This window comes from Cutibacterium nasicola, from assembly GCF_051303185.1.
In the GTDB taxonomy this organism is placed as follows: Bacteria; Actinomycetota; Actinomycetes; order Propionibacteriales; family Propionibacteriaceae; genus Cutibacterium.
The window spans coordinates 361,738-386,643 of the sequence record NZ_JBPPGE010000002.1; the positions used below are offsets into that span (position 1 = coordinate 361,738).

At 60.3% G+C, this 24,906-nt stretch carries 15 protein-coding genes, 1 tRNA gene, 1 other RNA gene and 4 pseudogenes; 11 read left to right on the top strand and 10 right to left on the bottom strand.

Features of this window, described 5'->3' with window-relative positions; genetic code table 11:
• The 6 genes from ACSJJT_RS05580 to ffs form a co-directional block, all read right to left on the bottom strand.
• Positions 1 to 576 carry a PadR family transcriptional regulator gene (locus ACSJJT_RS05580; RefSeq protein ID WP_016666833.1) on the bottom strand — a complete coding sequence of 192 codons (576 nt, stop codon included), beginning with the start codon at positions 574 to 576 and terminating at the stop codon, positions 1 to 3.
• A gap of 105 nt (positions 577 to 681) precedes the next feature.
• On the bottom strand, positions 682 to 1,281 hold the full coding sequence (gene recR / locus ACSJJT_RS05585) for a recombination mediator RecR (protein ID WP_016666832.1): 600 nt from the start codon (positions 1,279 to 1,281) through the stop codon (positions 682 to 684).
• 30 nt (positions 1,282 to 1,311) lie between these two features.
• On the bottom strand, positions 1,312 to 1,635 hold the full coding sequence (locus ACSJJT_RS05590; RefSeq protein WP_016666831.1) for a YbaB/EbfC family nucleoid-associated protein: 324 nt from the start codon (positions 1,633 to 1,635) through the stop codon (positions 1,312 to 1,314).
• A gap of 112 nt (positions 1,636 to 1,747) precedes the next feature.
• Positions 1,748 to 4,420, bottom strand: coding sequence for a DNA polymerase III subunit gamma and tau (locus tag ACSJJT_RS05595; RefSeq protein ID WP_435917405.1), 2,673 nt, complete (start codon positions 4,418 to 4,420; stop codon positions 1,748 to 1,750).
• Between the two features lie 106 nt (positions 4,421 to 4,526).
• Positions 4,527 to 4,883, bottom strand: coding sequence for a hypothetical protein (locus ACSJJT_RS05600; protein ID WP_435917346.1), 357 nt, complete (start codon positions 4,881 to 4,883; stop codon positions 4,527 to 4,529).
• Positions 4,884 to 4,941: 58 nt separating this feature from the next.
• Positions 4,942 to 5,038, bottom strand: an RNA gene (gene ffs / locus ACSJJT_RS05605) — signal recognition particle sRNA small type.
• A 127-nt stretch (positions 5,039 to 5,165) separates the two neighbouring features.
• On the opposite strand from ffs, the gene ACSJJT_RS05610 reads away from it, so the two are divergent.
• From ACSJJT_RS05610 to ACSJJT_RS05635, 6 genes and pseudogenes are all read left to right on the top strand, one after another.
• On the top strand, positions 5,166 to 5,531 hold the full coding sequence (locus ACSJJT_RS05610; RefSeq protein ID WP_002549519.1) for an RNA-binding S4 domain-containing protein: 366 nt from the start codon (positions 5,166 to 5,168) through the stop codon (positions 5,529 to 5,531).
• A gap of 76 nt (positions 5,532 to 5,607) precedes the next feature.
• Positions 5,608 to 5,692, top strand: a tRNA-Ser gene (locus tag ACSJJT_RS05615).
• 146 nt (positions 5,693 to 5,838) lie between these two features.
• Positions 5,839 to 11,494, top strand: a pseudogene (locus tag ACSJJT_RS05620) (DUF6531 domain-containing protein).
• Positions 11,476 to 11,922, top strand: a complete 447-nt coding sequence (locus ACSJJT_RS05625) for a hypothetical protein (protein ID WP_082863957.1) — start codon at positions 11,476 to 11,478, stop codon at positions 11,920 to 11,922. Before ACSJJT_RS05620 ends, ACSJJT_RS05625 begins: the two are co-directional and overlap by 19 nt.
• Before the next feature lie 54 nt (positions 11,923 to 11,976).
• A pseudogene (locus ACSJJT_RS05630) lies at positions 11,977 to 12,766 on the top strand (hypothetical protein); the annotation flags it as partial.
• Positions 12,748 to 13,195 (top strand): annotated as a pseudogene (locus ACSJJT_RS05635) (hypothetical protein). The pseudogenes ACSJJT_RS05630 and ACSJJT_RS05635, both read left to right, overlap by 19 nt.
• 239 nt (positions 13,196 to 13,434) lie before the next feature.
• Here ACSJJT_RS05635 and ACSJJT_RS05640 read toward each other — a convergent pair.
• From ACSJJT_RS05640 to ACSJJT_RS05650, 3 genes and pseudogenes are all read right to left on the bottom strand, one after another.
• Positions 13,435 to 14,295 carry an LppM family (lipo)protein gene (locus ACSJJT_RS05640; protein WP_435917347.1) on the bottom strand — a complete coding sequence of 287 codons (861 nt, stop codon included), beginning with the start codon at positions 14,293 to 14,295 and terminating at the stop codon, positions 13,435 to 13,437.
• Positions 14,296 to 14,706: 411 nt separating this feature from the next.
• Positions 14,707 to 15,447 carry a hypothetical protein gene (locus ACSJJT_RS05645; RefSeq protein ID WP_260320468.1) on the bottom strand — a complete coding sequence of 247 codons (741 nt, stop codon included), beginning with the start codon at positions 15,445 to 15,447 and terminating at the stop codon, positions 14,707 to 14,709.
• Between the two features lie 459 nt (positions 15,448 to 15,906).
• Positions 15,907 to 16,566 (bottom strand): annotated as a pseudogene (locus ACSJJT_RS05650) (serine/threonine-protein kinase); the annotation flags it as partial.
• Positions 16,567 to 16,774: 208 nt separating this feature from the next.
• On the opposite strand from ACSJJT_RS05650, the gene ACSJJT_RS05655 reads away from it, so the two are divergent.
• Complete coding sequence (locus tag ACSJJT_RS05655; protein WP_435917348.1) at positions 16,775 to 20,788, top strand: DUF6531 domain-containing protein; 4,014 nt, start codon at positions 16,775 to 16,777, stop codon at positions 20,786 to 20,788.
• Between the two features lie 93 nt (positions 20,789 to 20,881).
• Here the strand turns inward: ACSJJT_RS05655 and ACSJJT_RS05660 are convergent, their stop codons facing one another.
• Complete coding sequence (locus tag ACSJJT_RS05660; RefSeq protein WP_435917408.1) at positions 20,882 to 21,172, bottom strand: hypothetical protein; 291 nt, start codon at positions 21,170 to 21,172, stop codon at positions 20,882 to 20,884.
• Between ACSJJT_RS05660 and ACSJJT_RS05665 the strand changes: the two genes are divergently transcribed.
• The 4 genes from ACSJJT_RS05665 (at position 21,155) to ACSJJT_RS05680 (ending at position 24,840) form a co-directional block, all read left to right on the top strand.
• A complete protein-coding gene (locus tag ACSJJT_RS05665) occupies positions 21,155 to 22,282 on the top strand; it encodes an RHS repeat-associated core domain-containing protein (protein ID WP_435917406.1) in 1,128 nt (375 codons plus the stop codon). The two genes, ACSJJT_RS05660 and ACSJJT_RS05665, sit on opposite strands and share 18 nt — an antisense overlap.
• A gap of 2 nt (positions 22,283 to 22,284) precedes the next feature.
• Positions 22,285 to 22,974 (top strand): hypothetical protein, encoded by a 690-nt coding sequence (locus tag ACSJJT_RS05670; RefSeq protein ID WP_435917349.1) that lies wholly within the window; start codon positions 22,285 to 22,287, stop codon positions 22,972 to 22,974.
• 116 nt (positions 22,975 to 23,090) lie between these two features.
• Positions 23,091 to 23,693 carry a hypothetical protein gene (locus tag ACSJJT_RS05675; RefSeq protein WP_435917350.1) on the top strand — a complete coding sequence of 201 codons (603 nt, stop codon included), beginning with the start codon at positions 23,091 to 23,093 and terminating at the stop codon, positions 23,691 to 23,693.
• Positions 23,694 to 23,877: 184 nt separating this feature from the next.
• Complete coding sequence (locus ACSJJT_RS05680; protein WP_435917351.1) at positions 23,878 to 24,840, top strand: phosphotransferase; 963 nt, start codon at positions 23,878 to 23,880, stop codon at positions 24,838 to 24,840.
• The last annotated feature ends 66 nt before the right edge of the window (positions 24,841 to 24,906 follow it).

Genomic DNA, 24,906 nt, shown 5'->3' on the forward strand with positions numbered 1-24,906 from the left:
TCAGGCCTCCTGGGTGACCTTGGGCTCTTCGGTCACGGCCTCGACGGGCTCGTCATGGCGGCAGCGGGAGGTCTGGATGGCCTTGGATTCACAGTGGTCAAGCCAGCGGATCTCGGCCTCGGCGACGAAGATCATTCCGTCAACGAGGAGCTGGCCGGCGAGGTCTTCCTCGGCGACACCGCGGCGGGCCTGGCGGTATTCCTGCAACTGGTGCATGGTGGCGCGGCGCTGATCCTGGATGAGGGCAGCGACGTCGACCTCCTTCGAGGTGGCCGCAAGGGCAATCTTGATGGCCAGCTCGTTACGCGGCGGATTTGCCGGGGTGATCGGGGTGGCGAACCACTTGCGCACCTCTTCGCGACCCTCCGGGGTGATGGTGGCAATGACCCGGCCATCGGGGGTCTCGTCGCCCCGGAAGCACAGCCGATCACGCTCGAGGCGGTCCAAGGTTGTGTAAACCTGTCCAATATTGAGGGGCCAGGTGTGATTTGTACGGCGATCAAACTCATTTTTGATCTCATAGCCGTGACGGGGCTTCTCAGCCAGTAAAGCGAGGATGGCGAACCTGATGGACATGTGACCTCCGGGTGACGTGATGCAATCTTGGTCAAGAGTCGCATACGCGGTATCCATTAGTCAAGGAATCGCCGCTCCTGACCACTTGGTGAGACACATCGCGGATCAGGCGCCGACATGGAGACGTCCTTCGAAGGCACGCCCCAAGGTCACCTCATCAGCGTACTCCAGATCGCCGCCGACGGGCAGGCCGGAAGCCAGACGCGACACCGTCACACCCATGGGGCTGATGAGACGAGACAGGTAGGTCGCCGTCGCCTCCCCCTCGAGGTTCGGGTTCATGGCCAGGATGACCTCGGTCACCGTCTCGTCGGCCAGGCGCTGGCACAGCTCACGGATGTGAAGGTCAGCAGGACCCTTGCCATCCAGCGGGGAGATGGCCCCACCCAGGACGTGGTAGAGGCCACGAAACTGACGGGTGCGCTCCACGGCGATGACGTCCTTGGACTCCTCGACGACGCAGATCATTGACCGGTCCCGACGCGGGTCGCGGCAGTACTGGCACACCTCGTCGGAGGAGACGTTGAAGCAGATCTTGCAGAACTTAGCCTTCTCCTTGACCTCGCGCAGGGCGTCGGCCAGTTCGTTGACCTCCTCTGCCGGGGCGTCGAGGATGTGGAAGGCGATCCGCTGTGCACCCTTCGGCCCGATCCCGGGTAGCCGGGAAAGGGCGTCAATGAGTTCCTGCAGCGGACCGTCGTACATCAATTCTCCTGTCTGACGTGTGGGGGTGGATCAGAGCCCGAGGCCCGGCATCTGTGGCATGAGGGACTGCTGCATGGTGTGGGCCTGCTCGGTGGCGTCCTTGACGGCAGCCACGACGAGATCGGCGAGGATCTCGGCATCGGTGCCCTCGAGGGCCTCGGGAGTGATCGTCAGGGCATCGAGATCGCCAGTTCCGGTGACGGTGGCACGGACAAGTCCGCCGCCGGCAGTACCCTCGAAGCTGCTCTCCGCGAGCTGGTTCTGGGCCGCCTCGAGCTGGCCCTGGACGGACTGAGCCTGGGCGAGCAAGGCGCCCATGTCGATTCCGCTGAGGTCGAATCCTCCAGTGGTCATGGTGTCTCCCGTATGTGTGTGGCCCCTGGTCCTCGCTGGTGGGGCGGTGTCGTGACCCACAGTAGCCGTCCGGCGACGACAAGATCGCGAGCCGAAGCTGTTCGACCGCCATTCATCCAGCCGTCTCGCCGTCAGTGTCGATGACGACCCCGCCTAGCTCGCGCATGATGAGGTCAATAGGGCTTTCGGCGGACTCCTCCAACACGGTGTCGTCCCAATCCCCGTCGTCATCAGGCGGTTCTTCCATCTGGACCGGTTGCGACGTCGTCTCCAGGGACCGCACGCTTCCCTTGGCGCGCTCACTCCACCTAAGGGCGCCAGTCACGGGCCCCGATTCGACGACGTCATCGCGAACATCTCCGGACTGGTCCTCGGTCGTGGTGTCGGGGGCAGAGCCGTCCTCCCCTTGCTCGCTGGGATGGGAGCTGGTTCCCGGCGCCTCCCCAGGCGCGTCGTCAGAACTCGGCTGACGGTTGCCCTGTCGGCCCTGGGAATCCCGACCGGGACGGGTAGGGTCCGGCGGGCCATCGCCCCGATTCGGTCCTTGGCGGTGCGGCCCTTGCTCCCAGGGGCCATCATCGGGTGGTTCCTGAGCAACTGGCGGGACCTCCTGCAGATGGGCCTCGCCACGTTGCGGCTCGGGCCGGACGGCTGCCGGAGGCTCCCCGACGACTGCGGTGAAGGTCAAGTCCACACCCAATACCTTCACGACGGCGTCGTGCAAAATCTTCGGGTAATTACCGGAAGCGAAGTTTTCCCGGGCGCCCGTGTTGTTGAATCCCAACGTGGCTTGGTTACCGTGGACCTCGAGCACCTGAGCGTACCTGCTGAGGACCATCCATGCGACGCGCCCGCCATCCTTGACAGCCTCAAGTACCTGCGGCCACTCGCGACGCAGCATCGTGATGTCGATGGCGTTGTCAGCGCCACTTTCAGCCTGCTGGGGCTGAACTGGCGAGGAACCCTGGTGGTCGGCGAGTTGATGATCGGAGGGCTGATGGTCCTGCGCCTGAGGCTGCTGCTGACTAGGTGAGGGGCCAGTCTGCTGCTCTGGCCTCTGTGGCACCTGATTCTGCTGGCCTCGGTAGTGCTGCGGGGACGGCGGCTGATCCGTCGAGTGATTGCTGGGCCGGTAATCCTTACGGCTGGGTCGCGGACGCCCGGACTGACGCCTTCCAACCGCCGGGACGTCGCGGTGTTCCGGCTCGGACCGGCGCTCGGGGGTTGACGGGTTCTCCGCTTGTCGGTGCTGCGGAGAATCGTCCTGCAGCGACGTGTCCCGAGAGGCAGACTGGGCCGTGGTCTCGGCGGCTTCGGCAGTGTCGACGGGGCCAGAGACACCAATTCTCCGCTCCAACCGTTCCAACCGTGCATGGATGCCCCGACCATCGGTGTCGGCTCCCGGCAGCAGGATCCGCGAGCACATCAGCTCCAGGTGGAGCCTCGGGGCCGTGGTGCCTCGCATATGTGTCAGCCCCGTCGCCAGCACCTCAGCCGCGCGGGTGAGCTCGCCTGGGCCGAATCCGGCCACCTGATGGGTAAGTCGGGTGGCTTGCTCTGGTGACACGTCGATGAGTCCGCTCCGGCAGGCGTCGGGCACCGCGGAGATGATGACGAGGTCACGCATCCGCCGCAGCAGGTCCTCGCCGAAACGGCGGGGATCTTGACCCACCTCGATGACCTTGTCGATGGTCGCAAAGACCTGGTGGGCGTCCCCCGCGGCGAAAGCGTCGACGATCTCGTCGAGGAGAGCATCTGGGGTGTAGCCGAGTAGCGCCGCGGCTTGCTCGTAGCTGACATGGCCATCAGCGGCACCGCCGAGAAGCTGGTCAAGCACGGAAAGGCTGTCTCTCACGGACCCGCCGCCGGCGCGCACCACCAGCGGCAGGACGGCGTGGTCGACGTCGATGTCCTCCTTGCTGCACAGCCCAGCCAGATAATCGACGAGAACCTTCGGAGGCACCAGGCGGAACGGGTAATGGTGAGTCCGGGAGCGAATTGTCCCGATGACTTTTTCTGGTTCTGTCGTCGCAAAGATGAACTTAACGTGCGGCGGGGGCTCCTCAACGAGTTTCAGCAAGGCATTGAAGCCCTGCGGGGTGACCATGTGGGCCTCGTCGATGATGTAGATCTTGTAGCGCGAATGCACTGGGGCGAAAAAGGCGCGCTCCCTCAGGTCCCGAGCGTCATCCACGCCACCGTGAGAGGCCGCGTCAATCTCGATGACGTCAATGGATCCGGGGCCGCCGCAGGCCAGGTCGCGACAGGACTGACACTTTCCGCAAGGAGTCGGCGTCGGACCTTGTTCACAGTTCAGCGCTCGTGCAAGGATGCGAGCGGTGGTTGTCTTGCCACAGCCACGCGGTCCTGAGAACAGGTAGGCGTGATTGACACGATTGTTGGCGATGGCACGTTTGAGGGGCTCAATGACGTGGTCCTCACCGATGACCTCGTCGAAGACCTCGGGACGGTAACGCCGGTAGAGGGCCAGGGGAGGCTCTGGCAGATCGTCATCAACGATGGTCTCGGGGTCTTCCACCATGAGTTCCCGGACTCGCTCGTTGACGTCTACGCCATCCTCCTCATCCTCGTCGGTCTCGAGACCATCGGGTTCCTCAGGGGTCTCGGGACCGTCCAGCAACCCAGGGTCACGCGGGTCAGAGGGCAGGTCGTCGTCAGGGGTGGCTTCGTCAGGGGGCATGACGGGACGCGGCGACTCCTCGTCGCCGAAAAGATCGGGACCGTCTTGTTCGAAGGCCTCAGGCTCGACGGCCTCATCCTCCATGCCCGGCTCAGGCACCGTCTCATCCACAGGGGAAACCCTAGTTGACGACCACGACACAGCCTCATCGGTCCTGCGGGGAGGGCGCGAAACAGCCTCAGACAGCGACTCAACCAAAGAAGACCAGCACGAAACTCACCACTGCCACAACCGCAAAGGTGGTCCATGCGATCTGGACCGCAGAACGCACCGGGTGGCCGAGGCGCTTGGCTTTACGAGCGCATGACGTTGTCACCAGCGGGGGGATGAAGAAAGCTACGACGTCTATGCCGACGACTGTCCATGTGAGCCACATTGGCACCCCACTGTCGTGGAGTTGGGGGTAACCGAGATTGGCCGGAAGCATCGTCTGGGCCATCATTCCCAGGATGCCGGCGACGGCAAAGAGCAGCAGCGAGCACCAGGTGATGCCTGCCCATATCGAACCGGCACGATCGGTGGTGATGATGCGTCGCTGATCGTCCATGGCGACCCTCCTCCCGAGCCTTGATCGAAACCGTATGAGGCACGGCTGCCGCGGACATGAAAAGGGCTCCCCGCGCACCCGGTAGAGCCAACCTACCCTTGCTACCTCTCGGTCCTGGGGGAGTTCAGTCAGGTGCCGCCGCACGGGGAACCGAGTCCCACTCTAACCGACGCCCTATCCAGGGAACAACCCGTGGTAATGCTGCGCGCATCATCATCGGCTGCAACAACGCGTGGCTCGCCATAGCATTGCTGACACGTTTTCCACAGCAAGGGAGGCATGATGACGAGGATCGACGTGTGGCTATGGTCGGTGCGCGCTTACAAGTCCCGATCGTTGGCCACCGACGCCGTCAAAGGCGGCCATATTCGCCTCAATGGGGATCCAGTCAAGCCCTCCCACGACGTAAAACCCGGCGATACCGTCACCATTCACACCCCGGGATGGGACCGGGTTCTCAAGGTTGTCAACCCGATCGCCAAGCGGGTCGGCGCCAAACTCGCGGTCGAGGCCTACGAGGACCTGTCGGCTCCCCGACCCGCCTATCTGTCGGCTCCCCTTGCTCGCCGCGACCGTGGGGCTGGACGACCGACCAAGAAGGACCGTCGCGAGATTGATCGGCTCCGTGGTCGGGACTCCCATTACTAAGAGTCCATCGTCGGTCCCGGAGCACAACCCGCAGGCAAATTGGCGCCGCGCGCCGAACCCATGTATCTTACTCGGCGGAGGATTCGCCTAGAGGCCTATGGCGCTCGCTTGGAAAGCGGGTTGGGTTCACGCCCTCACGAGTTCGAATCTCGTATCCTCCGCGGTTAGCCCGCCCCTCGGTTCGCCAGGGGCGGGCTCGTTTTGTTTCGGGTTGGTGCGATGGGCGTGCGCACGGCCTGCTCGTCTTGGCTGGTGGTAATCTTTCGCCATCAGCTAAAGGACTTTTCGGATCAGCAAGGATCATGACGTGGTCGATTTCAGTATTTTCGGCGACTATCAGAATCCGGTGGAATTCAACTTCTCAACCGCCGAGGGGTTCTCGTCCCAGCTACGGTGGACTTCACAGCGGATAAATATCTTCCACGCGCGTACACCTCGTGTCGAATCCATTGCTGCAAGAGAATTCCGAGGTTTCTTCGCGACTGTCTTCGCGCAGAACATGCAGGTGTGCTCGGCGGATGCCGAGGCGTTGTCGGAGGCATTGACTGCCGCCGCTGACATAGTGGACTATCTTACCGAGCAGGCTCGACTCGAGAACGAGCGACGACAAAAGGTCCGCGACTTCGCGGCGCAGCATGACGATTTTGGCGATCATGTGCGGGATTTCTTCACAGGTGTGGATGTCCCGCCCAATCTCACGCCCGCCGAGCCTCCGCCGCCCCAGTTGCTCCGCCTGCCTTTGACACGCCAGCGTCAGCAAGATCGGTCGATCCGAGGCTCATCGGGTGGAGTATCTGCGGCGGACCCCAAGGATCTCACCAGTGCCGCACAGGTGTTGGGGGAAGCCGCAGCACAGGTACCCTCGGGATCAGTCCTGGCGGGCTGGTTCGACGACTTCACCTCCCAGTGCAAGTACGGCACCGTGGAGGTCGGGGATCTGTTCGTGCAGCTGGATCGGTGGCGGGGCCTCAATGACGGAGACGTCGAGTGGTTGCACGCGGTAGCCAAGGCGTTTCAAGCTGCTGGCTCTGGTGTTATTACTTTGCCTAACTCTGCCCTGCGAGCCGCCTTGAGAGCTGCTGGAACCCCTTTGTGGCGTACCGATCTCGACATCACATCCCCGGGGCTGTCGGGTATTGATCCGCGCACTGGGTACCTTGAGGATCCCATTAACTCGGCAACCGGGAATTTCATCGAGCCCGAGACCGATCTGGCCTTCGCGGCAGCGTCATCCCCCCTCGCCCTCAGCAGGATGTACAACTCTATCCAGGCTGTTCGGGGACAGGGTGGGGTTTTCGGCCCGGGGTGGGCCAGCATCCTTGACCAGTGCCTGCTCGTCAAGCCGGGGTGCGTCGAGTGGGTGCGTGAGGATGGCAGGCATATCGTCTTCGCGGTGGAGGCTGCACCGACAGCAGTCCTACCGACGACCAATCAGCTACCCAATCCGGCAGAGGAAGACGAAAAGCCTGTCGAACAGTGGCGAGCTCAGGGTGAGAATCTGTGGCTCAGTCGGGTCTCTGCTTCCCAACTTCCGGAGTTCCTTCGCGATCCGGCCACATCACAATGGGTGTGGGTGATCTCGGACAACCGGGGAGGTCGATGGGTTTTCACTGAAGGTGGCGCATGGGTGTGCAGCGGATCTTCGCAAAGAGACGTCGTGCATACCGTGCGGGAAGGCGATCGCGTGACCGCGATGGAAACGTCGTGGGGCTACAGGATCTCGGTGTCGTATGACGGCACCAAAGTGATGTCGGCTGTTTCCAGTGATGGCCGTCGCTGCCGGTACTCCTACGACGACCAAGAGCGACTCGTACAGGTGGTCAGGCCCGACGGTTCACGGCGTTACGAGTGGGATGACACGCTCATCACGACCGTGGTGGATGCATGTGGCAACGCGGAGTGCATCAACAGCTACGACGACCGGGGCCGGATCACGTCCCAACAAGCCGCTAACGGTCGTACTATCCGTTTCAGGTATCTGCCTGGGGGCGTCACCGCCGCCAGCGATGCGGATGGCACCAATGCCAATACCTGGATATGTGATGCTCACGGTCGCACCACGGGTGTGGTCGACGCCCATGGTGGCCAGGTTTCGATGGCCTACGATTCCTTCGGCAATATGGTGCGTTGTGTCGATCGGGCTGGAAACGTCACCTCACACCGCTATGACCAGCGGGGGCGACTGACGCACACGGACCTTCCTACTGGGGGCATGATCGACTGTTCGTGGGATGATCTGGACCGGCTTGTGAGCACAACCCTGGCCAATGGTGCCCAGACCACCTTCGAGTATGACGGCACCGAGCGTGATCCAGTGCGCGTCACGGATCCGTGCGGTGGCGTGACCGCTGCGGAGTGGAAGGATGGATTGCTTCTGCGCGCCACGAATCCTGTCGGGGTGAGCCTGAGGTTTTCCTATGACCATCATGCAGAATTGGTGCGCGTCGAGGATGCCCATGGGGAGGCTTCCCGCCTCATCCGTGACGAGGCGGGACGGATCGTCGAAACGATCTCGCCGGGTGGTGCCACGACGCGGTTCAGCTACGACGATGCTGGCCGCCTGGCTGCCGTGGTCACACCGGATGGCGCGACATGGGAGCATCGTTATGATGTGGCCGGTCATCTGATCGAGTTGGTTGCCCCCGATAGTGGGGTCACAAAGTGGGAGTATCACCCAGACGGTCAGATCTCCAGGGTCATTGATCCTCTCGGGCGCGTCATTGAACACTCCTACGACCACTTGGGGAACCTGGCGGGCATGCAGCTCCCCGACGGCAGCGCTTGGAGCTTCATCCATGACGCGCTATCGCGGTTGACGCAGGTGGTGGCACCGGACGAGGCCAGGTGGACGTATGCCTATGACGTTGATGGCAATCTTTCCGGCGTCACTGATCCAGCCGGTTTCGCCAGGGTCTTTATTGACGGTCTCACTGCCAGCACCGCCTCGGATAGTCACGGGCACCAACTCCACCGCGTCGATGCCGATCCCTACGGTCTTACTACTGCCGTCACCGATGTCACTGGCGCCCAGCAGATCGTCGCTCGTGATTTGTGTGGCCGACCGGTTGAGTTTCAGGACGAGTCTGGCGCGGTGACCCATGTGGAGCGCGATCTAGCGGGCCGCATTGTGGCCCTCGTCAGCCCCACCGGGCTGCGCACGAGTTACAGCTATGACGCGTGTGGGAGGATGGTTGATGTCACCGATCCCGCAGGCCGCGTGACGCGCTATTCCTACACCTCAGATTTCCAGGTGGCGACAGTAACTGATCCAACTGGCGAGACCGCGCGCTACGAGTATGACGCCATGGGACGTGTTGTGCTCAGTCATGTTCCTGGCGCTGGAGTGAGCCAGTACCGATATGACCCATGCGGCAGACTCGTGTTCAGTTGCGATCTAGTGTATGGACAGCGTCATTTCAGTTACGACCTTGCTGGCCAACTGGTGGCAGCGACTAACTCGGCTGGTGGCGTCTCGCAGTACGGCTACGACCGGTGTGGCCGACTCGTCACCCGCACCGATCCGGGTGGTGGCCTCACCACGTATCGGTATGACGAGTGTGGGCAGATAATCGCCGCCACCGACCCACTGGGGCGAATTACCGAATATACCTGGGACAAGTCCGGAGCCCTGGCCGCCATCACCCGCCCGGATGGCACGGTTGTCAGCCGTCGTCTCGGCCCTAAGGGCGTCGAGGAATACATTGATGACCAGCTGGTCAGTCGTATCCTCATCACGCCGACCACCCGCACGGTCACTATTGATGACTACACCGATCCTGCTTTCCCGTCGCGCCACCTGTTGGGGTACGACCCTCGTGGGCTGCTGTTGACCCACAGCGTCGTCCCCGTGCCGGGAGACGAATCGATTGTGGACGAGGGGCCACTCACCTCGTCCGAACAGTGGTGGTACGACGCCGAGGGGCGTCGGGTACGTCATCTCACGTTGACTGGTGATTCTATCGATTACGCATACACCAACACCGGTGTATTGGGGGTCGATTCGCCACTCTCGATTGGGTGAGGTGAGCTTGGAATGGGACGCGGTCGGTCGTCTCGCGAAGCTAGGCACTCCTCTGGATCAACAGCAGTGGGGGTATACTGGTGGTTTCGTCACTAGCCACACCTCCTCCCGCGGGTCCACGACCATCAGTCGCGACGAGATGGGCCGAGTACTCCGGGTGAGCGCACCATACGGGGATTTCCGGTACGGGTATGACGATTCCGGCTCGCTCACGTCCGCCGACGGCCTTGATGGATCGAGCCGCCGATGGGTTTATGACACGGCGGGACGGCTCGTCACCACGACGTGTCAGGACGCCGGCACCAGTCAAACCTGTCACTACAACTACGACCTCGCCGGCGAACTCGTCAGCACGGTGACGCAATTGGGGCCTGGTGACAGCACAGTAGAGACGCACTACCGATACGACCCATGCGGCCGACGAATCGAGGCTGCATCCTCGGCTGGGATGCGCGAGGAGTTCAGGTGGGATTCACGGGGCTGGCTGGCGGGAGTGATGACTTTCCGAGCAGGTCGCTCACAGGAATTTGCCACACATGTCGACGCTTTCGGATGCCTGACCGACGTGTCCGGTCCTGCCGGACGAACCCCGATTGCGTGGGATCTTGCGACCGGTGAACCTCAGCTAGTCCAGGTTGGCGGCATACCAGCACTGCCACTTCCCGACGGCAGTGTTCTGACACCAGTGAGCGCAGACAGCGATCAGGATGAGCCGTGGCGTCGCCCAGCCACCGATCCCCTCGACCCGTATACGTTGATCCAAGAACACCTGACGGCGGACATCAGTATGACGGGAGGTCATCTTGGTGTAGCTGGTTTGGCATGGATGGGAGCGCGCGTTTATGACTCCACCACGGCGAGTTTCCTGACCATTGACCCGCTTGCGGCGCCACCAGGATCCTTGTGGGAGGCCGCCAGCTACGGTTACGCCGCCACCAATCCCCTTGCGCTAGCCGATCCATTAGGCCTCAGACCCGTCACTGATGCCCAGATGCGCCAATTCGCTGGCACTATTGACACCCGAAACCTGTGGGACCGCCACATCCGCAACGTGTTCTCGTGGGAGACTCTCGGGGGTGTTAGTCTGGCTGCCCTCGGAGGAGTCCTGATGTGTTTTGGGGCTGAGGTGCCCGGGGCGATGCTGATCGGCGCCGGAGGCGACATGGTTTTCCAGCAAGTCGTACGCGGCCACGTCGACTATGGGGAGGTTGCCTTGTCCGGAGCGTTGGCACCTACGGGAGGCTCGGGACTCAGCGAAATCGCAGGTCTCGGAACTCGAACTCTCCTCACCCGCGGGATAGAAGCCGGCACGACCCAAGGCTACGTGATGGGCAACTACCACTGGGTAACATCACCCGGGCCCCACAACGCCGAAACCTACCTAGAGCAAGTAGGCGGAGAAACACTCAGCGGCGCCGCCTTCGGAGGCATCACCGCCAAGATGGGAGGAAAAGCATACGACGCCCTCCCAGACTCAATACCCACCGGACATTTTGGACCCCATAACACGATACTCCGCGTTGGTAAACAGCCCGAGACGTTCATTCGAAAATACCAAAGAAACGGCAAACTGGACTTCGGACAGGCAACCTCATTCCGTGGAGCCACATTCAAAAGCAAAATCGCCATAAAACCCATCACAACCTACCGTAGCTGGAGTAATCCAAACTACGAGGTCGGCGGCTACGTATCCCGGACACGACCAGCGGGACCCCTCCAAACCCAACTCGACCTAGCACTGGCCCCACAATGGGGCAACAAGGCTAACCACATCTCCGAATACGAGATACCACAATTCGCGCCATTCTACGAAGGTGCAGCCGGAGTGCAACCCGTCAAAGCCATCGAAGACTCAGACACCTTAGGCCAATTACCCGGAGGCGGAAACCAAATACTCATCATCGACAAGCAGGTACTAGACCGATGGAAATCCAAGAAGTAGAACGTCCCTTTCGAGAAATCGATATATCCCAAGTAGGACCCATTATTATAAACAGCTTGACACAGATAAATCTGGACACCGGATGCATAGGAAAGCCAGGAGACCTGTTTTTCTCTCCAATCAAGTATGACTATATTCCAAACACTCGACTTACGATAACGATGTCGGAGCCATTTATTCTAGATATAAAAAAGCCGCAATACGCAATACAAGCCGTTTGGTTCGTGCGGGTCTACGCCGCTGGTCCTATATCCCACTACGCCATGCATGAAGGACACAAGAGAAGCGAAATAACAGGAATCCACTACGTGGACATAGGGGATTATACAAAGCGGAGCCTCTTTAATGGCTGGTCGTGGGCGTTCAGTCATGAGCCTATAGAGCCTAGTTGGTGGCACCACCTCATTCCTGATAAATGGCTTTATTAGCATATAGTCGACACACTCAATGAAACAGTGCTGCTCTCTCACTGGATTGGTAACGCCGAAAGTGAAATGGTTTTCCAGCAGATTACACACGGCCACGTCGACTACGGAGAGGCTGTCTTATCGGGAGTCCTGGAACCCATCGCAGGCCCCATATCCGGCAAAATCGCAGGTCCCGGAACTCAAACTCTCCTCTCCCGCGGGATAGAAGCCGGCAACCCAAGGCTACGTGATGGGCAACTACCACTGGATAACATCACCCGGGCCCCACAACGCCGAAACCTACCTAGAGCAAGTAGGCGGAGAAACACTCAGCGGTGCCGCCTTCGGAGGCACCACCGCCACGATAGGAGGAAAAACATACGACACACTCCCAGACTCAATACCCACCGGACACTTCGGACCCCATAACACAACCCTTGGAGTTAGGAAAGAGCCAACAACCTTCCTCGCACGATACCACAGAAATGGCCAGTTAAACCTGAACGAGGCAACATCATTCCGTGGAGCCACATTCAAAAGCAAGATCGCCATAAAACCCATCACAACCTACCGTAGCTGGAGTAATCCAAACTACGAGGTCGGCGGCTACGTATCCCGGACACGACCAGCGGGACCCCTCCAAACCCAACTCGACCTAGCACTGGCCCCACAATGGGGCAACAAGGCTAACCACATCTCCGAATACGAGATACCACAATTCGCGCCATTCTACGAAGGTGCAGCCGGAGTGCAACCCGTCAAAGCCATCGAAGACTCAGACACCTTAGGCCAATTACCCGGAGGCGGAAACCAAATACTCATCACCGACAAGCAGGTGAAAAATCAATGGGAAACGAAGAAATAGAAGCACCGTACAGAATCATTAGCCTTTCAGAAATCGGACCGCTCGTTATAGGAAAATTGTCCGAAATTTACGTCGATTCTGAATGCATCGGAAGGCCAGGAGATCTGTCATTTAGGCCATCCAAATACGACTACATTCCGAATACACACCTGGAAATTCAGATGGTCGAGCCATTCCTCTTAAATATCCAAAAACCGATTTACGCAATACAGTCAGTAAAATTTGTGCGCATATACAAGCACTGAGACCATATCCTACACCCGCATAAATCATGTGGATGACACAAGCAGGATAACTGGATCAAACTATGTTGACATATTCGACTGCACGAATCGCACTATCCTCAATGATTGGTCGTGGGCCTTCAGCCACGAACCCGTCGTACCCAAGTGGTGGCACCACATCGTCCCCAAAACATGGCTACGTTAACAGTAAACCAAACATCAAACAGCGAAAGGAAGCTTCGCAAGCCGCGAGAAAAGCAAGATCCACCAAAAAATCGCAACAGGGCACGTCAACTACGCAGAGAATACCCTGCTAGATCCGCTATCACTGGTGGACGAACCCGAACCCTACTCACCTGCGGCATAGAAGCTGACACGACTCAACGATTCACCACAGGGAATTACCACAGACCACGCTGGGGCGAGCAACGCCCCGGTGCGCATCTATCTTGGATTGGGTTTCTCGTTAAACCCTGAAGTGTTCGTCGAATTTGCACTCCACGGGTCTCCGATGTAACGACCATCCTGCATATAAGGTTGGTTACCCCCGGAGCTCATCGATTCCCCATACTGGTGACCGTCCTGGCCCGGAGCCTGCCATTCTTGGGGCTGCGGTTGCCCATATCCCGGGTACTGAGTGGTCGCGGGAGCTCCGCCAGACTTCGCTCGCATCCTCTTCGCACGTCTCTTGTTACCAAAGTAGGAGGCAATACCCACGATGAGGCCAATGAGGCCCCCTCTGATGCCATGTCTCCCGTAGCCCCTCCAAAAAGACGAACCCGCCGCCGCACCGGCAGGTCGCTCGCTCACTGCCTTCAACCCCGATGTAGAGTCCTTGAAATCAGTCCACGTGACAGTATTGCCGTCAACACTGCTTGAACCCGAGTGGCTAATCACCTTACCAGGGAACGTTACCGAGACTTTAAAGTCACCTATCGTGCTTTTATCAAGCTCAACACCGTCGAAAAATTTCTTACCAATGGACAGTGACACCTTGTCCGCATCAAAAGTCAATCCCAATCCAACGCCCCGCGCGTCATCTGCAGTGGTGGTCACCGTGTATTTGCAGCCAATGTATTCCTCGTCCTCGACGAACTCAATTTTTGCGCCGCGTTGCTTGTCTGAGGCAGACACATCGAGCATCTTGTCGCAATCGGAGAAATCTGAGGGCTTCTTCCCTGCCTTCTCTACGTCTACTCTAGAGATACCGTAGACGAACGTGGAGCGGACGTGATCCTCGTCTCCAATCTCCATGCCATAGTTGAATTTCGCGGCACCCATGACGACAGGAGCAAGCAGAACCACCAAACAGCACCTCACCGGGCGCGGCAGATTGAACATAGCCCATATTATATCATGAACGGGAGACCTGTGCCTTCAGGTTTGAGCGTGGCGCTCACGGCTCAATCTGGCGAGCAGCGGGCATCAGTGATGGCAGTCTCATGACGTGCGAAGTAGCGATGACTCAGTTCCTCGACTGCACGGGGATATACCAACCGGCAGTCAAGGAGAATTCCTCGATATAGCACAATTCAAGATACCGCACAGAGCCTCGCACGGACTTGCGTCACATTTTGGCCGCAATCCCCCCAGCCGCTACGGAATCAGGTTCGGCCAGCTTCCCACAATCGCCACGGCTTCTCAGATCAATACCAACAACGATGCCCGTGGGAACCCTTCCCAAAAACCACAAACTTCATGTTTCGGCCGGCCTCGTTACGATCCACCAGCAACAATGGTGATCGGGCTCTCCTGCACCTGATAATTCCCGATCTCTGCACCGATGCTGCACGAAGCCGGATGCAGAGCACTCACGTCGTGGCCGTCCGGAGTGATGGACACTGCGCCCGAACAACGATCCGTGAGCCGAACGTTCTCCAACTTGCCTCCTGTGATGTCGGTGAGGATGCTCGTCGGATTTGAGTTGAAAGGCGTGGTGTAGATCGGCGTCATCTTATTTTCACCCGCCGGCCACGTTCCTAGAATCGTCACTGGTATCGCCGATCCTTCTTTGACTCGCGAAGGTATTTTGATCCTCATGGTCTGCAGCCGTTGCAAAGAGTACGAGGTCGAGGTGTCAGCGTCATCATTTAACGCCTTGTCGGTAGCTTGCTGCTGATCTTGGAGCCACGTCTGCAGGTTTTCCTGATTACTGATCGCGGCTTCCTTTGCCGAAAATTTCGCTGTGACCGTCACCGGCTCTTCCTGTGAAAGAGCCTCCAGCGTGATTGTCCACCCACATTTGGCGTCGATGGAAGTCAGGGCCGGGCTGTGTGACGCAACCTTGACAGTGTCGTCCCATGTTGCATCGGGGCATGAATGGGCTGAGCTGACCACCTCGAGCACATCTCCCCTCACGGGCTTCTTGATCGTGCGATAGGTGAGAGTGTACTTCACAGTCCCCTTGCTGACTGTCGCTGCTCGCGAAACATTCAGCCCAGACGGGTACGTTTGCATCGGCAACGAGGCGCTCAGTCCGTCAACCACTTTCGTCCCCTGCTTGTCGGCGTTTCCCGAGCCGCTGCCAGCCATCATCCATACGATGACCACTGCCGCGATGACGAGAATTACTGCGGCATAGATGATGATTCGGTGTATGCGGCTCGACCACCACGACTTCTCGGTCGCTTCTTCTACCGGCAGGTCATCAAGCGTCTCCCCATCTATCCCCGGACCGGCCTTGAGCACAGTGGCCGAGGCAGAAATACCAAGGGTGCGCAGATGCTCCAGATCGATGGGGGCTTGTCCATCGTCGAGCTTGGCGAGCGACTTCTCGTCACTCCCTGGAGTCGTCAGTGACGTCGCTTGCCGAAGCATGGTCATGGTATGGGGAGCCAATGTCCCCTCGGGCACAGCTAGCGGCGGCTGCCCCTCAACGTCGACAATGATGTCATCCACCAGGTTGACGACGTCATTGTCTGACAGGCGATCGACCGGATTCTTGGCGAGCATCCCTCTGACAAGGCCCCACACCTGGCCGTCTAGCCCCGGAATCACCGCCGGGGTGGAGTGCACATGGCGCTCAGCAACGGAGTACGGATTGTCATCGCCCGTGCCGAATGGCAACTGACCTGACACCATCTGGTAAAGCGTCACGCCCAAGGCATACACATCGGCACTCGGGCTCACCACATTGTCACTGATGAGTTCAGGCGCCAGGTAGTGCGCTGTTCCGACCAGGTGCGTAGCCGTCGATGACTCGCCAAGGATCTTCGCGATTCCGAAATCTGCAACCTTCACCCCAGGGTTCTGGATGCCGTCGGGATTGGTGAGAATGATGTTGTCCGGCTTGATGTCACGATGGACGACCCCACGCCCATGGGCGTAAGACAAGGCCTCAACCACCTGACGGGTCACCGCCAATGCAGCGCCGGGTGCCATTGATCCGGTCGTCACTAATCTGCCCCTGATGTGTGGGATGGCCCCTTGGCGGCCCAGTTCCGCGGTCAGGTGTGGCCTGAGACCCGGAGCGCTTTGGAGAAGGCGAAGGCTGAACTGGAGCAGCTGCGGGCAAACCTGCAGAAAATCGCAACGGACATTTTCACTGCTGGCGGCGGCCAGTAAGGATACTTTCACCCGGTGGCGAGATGATACGTCATCTCGCCACCATTCTCCGTACTATTGTCTCGTTTCTGTGCACAGTGATGCCACGCTATGCAACCGTCACATGGCGTCACGGTAAACTTTTCAAACTTTTGAGTGACGATTGTTACATCCGCGCCGTCCAGGGTTTGAGGCGCGGGATTATTTCCCAAACGTAGTGCGTCGGTAGTGTGAGGTTTCCGTGTCTGATACGAGTGATCTGGGTGACTACCAGAATCCTGTCACCTTCGACTTTGGGGTAGCGGCCGAATTCGCGACCAAGCTCCGCGCCGCTGCAGGCAAGGTGACCGTCTTCGACAGTGAACGTGGCCACGCCGAGTCTGTGGCGTCAACCGAATTCCGCGGGTTCTTCTCGCACCTGTTTCGACGGAACATGCAGGTGTGCTCGACGGACGCAGCCGAGTTCACACAGGCATTCAACCAGACCGCCATGGAGGTGGAGTACCTGGCTGAAGAGGCTCGCAAGGAGAACGCGCGACGGCAGCAAGTGCGTGACTACGTGACCGCCCACGCCGATGAGAACTGGTTCAAGCATGGACTGCATGCACTCGAAGACGCGGCTGCCGAAGCCGGACGCAAAGTAGAGCACCTCATGTTTGGGACTGGTGGTACTGCGCCTTTGCCGAAGCCAAATCCACCCGCTCCTCGGTGGGTGAACCCGCCTCAGACAGGCCAGCGCCACACCGATCAGGGGCTGCGTGGACCCTCGGGGGGTGTCTCGAGTGCGGTTCCGACGCACTTGACCAGTGGGGCCCGCCTCATTCATGGAGCAAATCGGGGGTTGCTGCCCGCGTCAGCCCTAGAAACTCTGTATGAACAGTTTTGCGCCAGTTGCCAGTATGGATCGTTGACGGTGGATGGCCTGTTCAGCCAGTACCAGCAATGGATAAGCCTCAACGATGCCGATGTCGCGTGGCTGGAGACCGTGGGGCGAGCGTTCGCCGCTGCTGGAGGCTCGGGAGCCGTGAAGCTAACCGATGTGGCTTTGGAGGCCGGTTTGAAGGCGGCCGGGGTAAGTGTGACTCGAGCGGATGTTCAGGTCTCCTCGCCAACCCTGGGTGGAATCGACCCTGCCACCGGGTACATCGAAGACCCAGTGAACTCGACGACCGGCAATTTCGTCCTCCCTGAGACAGATCTGGCGTATGGGGGACTGAGCCAGCGACTCGTGATGTCCCGGATGTACAACTCGACGCTGGCAGCCACCTACGATGGCTCTGCCCAGTGCGGGGTGCTGGGGCCTGGCTGGTCGACAATCCTGGATCAGCGCCTGCTCGTCGACGATGACCAGGCACGCTGGGTGCGTGATGATGGTCGCGAGATTGTGTTTTCTCTGACTCCTGGTAGCGCTGGCGAGGTCGCCGGAGCCAATGTCTGCCACGGCGACGAGAATGGGCCGTGGCGGGCAGTTCAGGACAATGTGTGGCTGTGGCGCAGCGACGCCGCCGATGTGGCTGTGGCTCAACCTGCAGGCGTGAGTGGGCCGGTGTGGATTGTCGGTAACAACGCCGGCGAGAAATGGGTCTTCACCGCTGCTGGCGCCTGGGTAGGTTCGGGCTCCGACACCAGTGATGGTGTTTGGGTTGAACGCCATGAGGGTGTGGCTGCCGCTTTGCATTCCGAGTGGGACCGATCAATAGATTTGCTCTACGAGCAGGGACGTCTGGTCAAGGCTGTGGCCAATGATGGTCGCAGCGTGGACTATGTCTATGACAACCATGGTCGATTGGTAGAGGCGACTCGCCCTGACGGGGTCTGCAGTTACCGATGGGATGGCTGGCTGCTGACCCAGGTCATCGATACATCTGGGGCGGCTCAATGCGTCAACACGTTTGATGACCTCGGGCGGATTCGCACCCAGCTGGATGCGACTGGACATCTGACACGGTTCACATACCTACCGGGTGGGGTGACGGTTGCCGATGACGGGCAGGGTCATCATTGCAATACCTGGATCAGTGATGGGCGGGGCCGTACCGTCGGAATCATTGATGCCGACGGGCAGCGCACCTCCATGCTGTATGACCGATACGGCAATCTTGTGGGGGCGACGGATCGGGCAGGCAAAGTGATCCGTCACGCCTACGATGAACGGGGCCATCGCACCCACACCACACTGCCCACAGGCGGGGTCATCGATTACACTTGGGATGAAGCTGATCGGCTGACCTCCGTCTCAAGCGGCGGTCAGTTGCGGGTGCGCCTCGGCTACGAGGGTAGCCACCCCACACCGGTACGTCTCGCTGATGCCCACGGCACCGTAATGACGATGACGTGGCGCCATGGTCTATTGAGAAGAGTCGTCGATGCTACGGGCACCAGCCTCGGTATCGACTATGACAAGTATGGCCAGGTCACGGCCATAACGAACGGGGTCGGCGCCACCTGGCACATCAGCCATGACCTGGCCGGATACGTCACCCAGATACTTACCCCACTGGGATATCGCACTCAGACAGCCCACGACCAGGCTGGACACCTGACCGAGCGTATCGCCCCCGATGGGGCATGCTGGTCTTACAGCTACGATGACGCCGGGCACCTCGAGACGGCCACAGCCCCCGATGGTGGGCGCACCTGCTACACGTGGGGTCCTGATGGCCAGATCACCACAATCACCGACCCCACCGGCGCCACGACCACCCTGTCGTATGACGAGGTCGGAGACCTGACAGGGATCGGACTGCCGGATGGGGCAGGGTGGGCATTCCTGCGCGACGCGATGGCGCGGTTGTGTGGGGTAACAGATCCTGCCGGGGGCACGTGGCGCGCTTCCTACACCGTCACCGGTGAGCTTGCCTCGCTGACCGACCCGACGGGGGCAAGTTTGCACGCCGCCACCACCGACCACCACACCCAGGTCACCAACGCGGCCGGTCGGGTGATCGCCTCCACTCAAGTCGACGACTACGGGCGTGTCGTCTCAGCCACTGATGTGTTCGGCGCCACCAGCCGCATCGACTACAACACTGCAGGCCTGCCTGCCGTGCTCACTGACTCTCTCGGTGCGGACATCCGGTTCGGCTACGACCGGGCCGGGCACCTAACAGCTGTCACGAGTCCCACCGGGTTGGAAGAGCAGTACTCTTATGACGAGGCTGGGCGTCTGGCGAGCACCACTGATCCGACCGGCGCGCTCACCTGCTACCGCTACGACGCAGATTCTCGCCTCGTTGAGGTGGTCGATCCAACCGGGGTGGCTACCACTTACACTTGGGATCCTGTCGGCCGTCTCGCCGAGACCCGAGTCGGCGGCCGCGTCACCTTCAGCGCCGACTATGACACCTGTGGACGGCCAATACGTACGTGGGATCCGGTTGCCGGAAAACGATCGTTCCGTTACGACCAGGCCGGACGGCTCATCAGCGCTGTTGATGCTGCTGGCCAGGTTCACCGCTACACCTGGGACAAGCGTGGTCGCCTCGTGACAGCAACCACCGGCACTGACGCTATCTCTACCTACCGGTACAACCAGCTCGACCAGATCATCGAATCCACCGATCCCGCTGGCGGAATCCATCGCTACACCTGGGACTCGGCCGGTCGCCTTGCCTCTCATACCGACCCTGCAGCCCCGCTTCATCACCTGATTGGCGTCGATGTACGCGGGCTGATCTGCGACCACACCACCACCGATGCCGAGGGCCAGGTCATCAGCCACCACCACTGGGACTGGGACCGTGAAGGTCGTCTGGTCCGGGCCGACGACACCCACACCAGCGTCTCGTATGCTTACCACGATGATGGACTGCCAGCCCGTATCACTCATTCCACACTGGGTACCGCGACGTTGACATGGGATGATGCAGGGCGCCTGACCGACATCACCACACCCGGCCACCACGACCACTGGGACCACGACAGCGGCCTGCTGTGCAGATACACCCATGATGGGCGCACGACCCGCATCACACGCGACGACCAGGGACGCGTAACCGGGCTGGATACGCCCGACGGCGTGTGGTCCTACAGCTACAACCAGGCGGGGTCACTGATGACAGCAATCGGGCCTCGCACCCATCACGCCTGGGCCCATGACGTCTACGGCCGGCTCACGAGCCACACCACTTCTGAAGGCGCTGCCCGGTGCGAAACGGTATTCAGCTGGGACGCTCACGGCCGTCTCATCGACACCCGCACCTGTGCACATGGCGACACCGCTACCACGCACTACGGCTACGACACGGCAGGATGACGCACCAGCGCCACAGGCGATAGCGGTGATCGACGATATTCCTGGGACACGAGGGGCTGGCTGTCCGGTGTCACCACCGACACCACCACCGTCTCAACCCACGTCGACGCACTCGGACATCCCAGCCGGGTCGCTACCCAGGACCAGCACGTGCATGTTGACTGGGACCTCGTCACCGGAGCTCCCACCTCCATTGATGGCCACCCCGTCTTGGCCCTGCCAGCAGGCCGCACCCTCGGCACCACACCCGTCGATGAGGTCGACCACTGGCGAGCCACCACACCCGTCAAGCCCCAAGACCCATACCAACCGGTCAGCGCCGCAATCGAGGGAGTCCCCGACACCATCAGACTCGCCGGGAACACTCTGGTCGTTGATGGCCATCCCTGGTGGGGAGCACGCCTCTACGACCCCGCCACCACCACCTTCCTGACCCCCGACCCAGAAACTCCGCCCGCCGGAGCGCTATGGGCCAACAATCCCTACGACTACGCCAACAACAACCCTCTTACCCTCACCGACCCTCTTGGCACCCACCCCGTCACAGATGACCAACTCGCAGGCCTCACCCACCCCGTGAGACACTGGTGGGCCACCCACAAACACCGCATCTTGTCCAAGCACTTCATCGGCGGAGCAATCCTCATCGGCATCGGTATCGGGTTGACGGCCACCGGCATCGGGGCTGGTACTGGATTCGCCCTCCTCGCAGCAGCATCCAGCGGCGCCTTGATCGGCGGAGGATCAACCATGGCCATCGAACAATATTCCACCGGCGACGTAAACTGGGCCGACGTGCGTAAACAAGCCGCTATTGGAGCTATCGCTGGTGCGGCGACCGCTGGTGCTGGAAATTTCGTCAATTCCCAAATGCTTAAACTGTCCGAAACAGCCAAAAGCGCGGTAACTCAATTCGGTAACATTGAGAAAATCAGCGATGCTGGTAATAGTCTTTGGGCTCAGCTCAATGGGGCATCAAAGATTCAGCGCGCGTTCAGCATGGCCGTCAATAAAGGTTGGGGTAAAGCCGTCTCGGAAAACATTTCCAATGAATTCATTGAAGATCTTGTGGCGCAACCACTAGGATCCGGCGTAGAATATATTTCTGATTCTGTCATCAACCACAAGAAGTTCACCGTGACCGGCCTCATGACAGCTAACACGGCAAGCGCTTTTTCGGCTCTTCTGCCGGGTTCTACACGGCTGGCTGTACGTCTCAGTGTTCCCACGCGAAGCACAGTGTCTACCGCCGCCCATCCTCAGCTTCACCGGTTCGCCCGGCATTTGGGGGAGGCGTCCCGCGAGGCAGCCTGGTCGGCAGCGGGCAACGTCACCAGAGACTGTCTGTCAAGCCTGATGGACCATGAAGACATTACCCCCAGTACCATTATTCAGAATGGCGCCGAAACAACTGGGGAGTCCATCAACGCCGGATTCTCCGGTGCACATGCCGAGAACTGGACCGTCCCCCACCTACACCACACAGGCCGATGAATATGAACGTCGAACCCCGCTACCTCGCAGCAGACATGGACAACCCACCCCTCCAATACGAGGAAAAAGGCATCTACGGCATCGCCCGCATGGAACGCCGCATGAGCCACAACCCACACCACCCCCGAGTCTTCTCCCTCGCCTACCTCATGCTCCCCGTATTCCTACCCCTGACAGCCGGCCTCACATGGTCATTCATTTCGATGCTGATCGACAACAGCGACGGCATCCGAGACAGCTTCTCCGGATGGGCCGTCGCAATCGGAGCCCTCACCGCAGCATACATACCCATATCCCAAGGACTCTGGCTCCACCCCGGAGTCGACCACGACAAAGTCTGGACCCGATTCGGACCCTTCCACCGCGAAATCCGATTCACCGACATCACCCGACTCGACATCGGCATAGAACACTACAAAATCTGGGCCGGAAAAACCAAAATTAACATCGGATACGACCGATTCGACTACGCCCTATTCCACATACGCCTCCTCGAAGAACTCCACCACCGCAAACTCCGACTCCCCGACGCCGACATCACCGACCCTGACTGGGAAGACCACGCCCAACAAAGACGCAACTTCCTCGCCGCCGACGTATGGCTCGACCACCGCGACTTCTACGACACCCACCCCCAACACCTCGCACAACTCAACACCCTCATCGGCCCACCCGACCACTACGATGACTAACAGATCTGTCACGCAGGAGGCGCCTTGCCTCGTACAAAAGGATGACCATGACCGCCGAACCCCTCACATTCTCCCAACCATGGGCCTCGCAGCCCTGGGGTCAGCCTGACACTTCCATGCCTGATGACACGTCGGCCCAGGATCCGGCCAGCCCCCAGCACCTGCGTCCCCCACGAAAATGGCTGAAGTGGGGACTCATCATCGCCGTCATCACCACGCCCTTCATGTGGCGCGTCATTGCCAAACCCATCAGTCACCCTATTCTCACAACCTGCTGTCAGTTAGCCGTCACGCTTCCCGGCTACATCATGATCTTCTACCGCCTGCTGTATCGGACCCACATCGATGACGACACCATCGCCGTTCACATCGGCATCTTCCGTCGCAAAGTCGACGCCCATCGCATCACGAAGCTGGCCATCACACCCAACTGCTACGTCATCACCGACGAATCGGGGCACCGGGTGCGTGTGAACCATCGAGCTCACGACGTCGACCGGGCAGTCCTCCACCTTCTGGTCACTCTCCACACCCGACCCATCGACCTTCCCGAAGGCTCCCCCGACCATCCCGATTGGCCCACCTGGGCCCAACACTGGCGCAACATCTTCGCGACCGCCATCTACGACAACCACACCAGCTACTACGCCACGCACCCTGACGCCTTGGCCCAGCTCAACACCCTCGTCCGACCACCGGCGCAAGGCTGGGCACACTGAGCTGAGGCAACCGGGGCCGCAGTGGCGATTCATTCGTCTCGCGCGCTGGCCTCGGTTGATGTCCGTGCCTTCTCAGTCGTCGTTTTTGTCGGCTGGCTGCCACCGCTCGACGCAGCTGTACCGTCACCTCCACAACGACCGCGCCGTGAACTACCGTAAGGGGCAGGGTCATGAGGAGGCGTCCATGAAACCGTCACGAGTCCGCTGGGATCAATTACCCGGCTCAGTTCACCACAGAGTCGCTGAAATCCTCGGGTCCCCAGTTTCCGTCGATACCCTCCAAACCCACGGCACCACCCCTGGGGTGGCATCGCGCGTCGTCACCGCTGACGGTTCCCACGCGTTCGTCAAGGTTGGTCACTGCGCCATCAATGAGGACATTCCCGGCCTCAACCGTCGCGAGGCCACCCTGCTGTCCCTGCTCCCCGACACTGCACCATCCCCGCGCCTACTCGGCCGCATCGACGTTGACGGCTGGGTAGGCCTGGTCACCTCAGACATCGAGGGCCCCCACCCCCAGCTTCCCTGGTCCGACGAGGACATCGACACCGCCTTGGCGAGCCTGTCCCGCTTGGCCGAGGTGACGGCTGGTTTCCTCCAGCCGTGGGAGTCGTTCTCGGCACGCCTGCACAACACACCATCTGTGTGGGAAGAATTCATGACCGACGCTCCAGCTGACCTCGACCCTTGGCTCATTGAGCGCCTGCCCGACCTCGCCGGGCGGGTCGAGCGACTCACCCGTCACACCAACGGCGACACCGTCATCCACGGTGCCGTCCGATCCGACAACGTGCTGCTACGCACTGACGGAGCAGTCCTCGTCGATTGGTCCCACGCTCTGATCGGCCCTGCGTGGGTCGATGCCGCTGGGCTCATCGTCGACATCATTCACACTGATCCCATCGACGCCCCGCGGTGGAATCGCGCCGATGCCCTCGTCAAACACGTCGCAGCCGAGTTCTCCCCGTCCACTCATGGCGAACCAGCCGTCGAACCCATCGTCGACCTTCTCGTCGCCGTCTTAGGGATCTCAGAGCGCGAATGCCGCAAGCCTGACCCCGCTGGAATGCCGCAACTTCGCGAATTCCAGCGCGAGCGGGCGAGCAGGCTGCGCGCCTGGTTGTGGGCCTCCGAACATCTCGCGTGATCGCCGAACAACCGCTCAGTTCAGAACACGGAAGGGCGCCGACCCGTGGGAGAGTCCCTTAAGGTG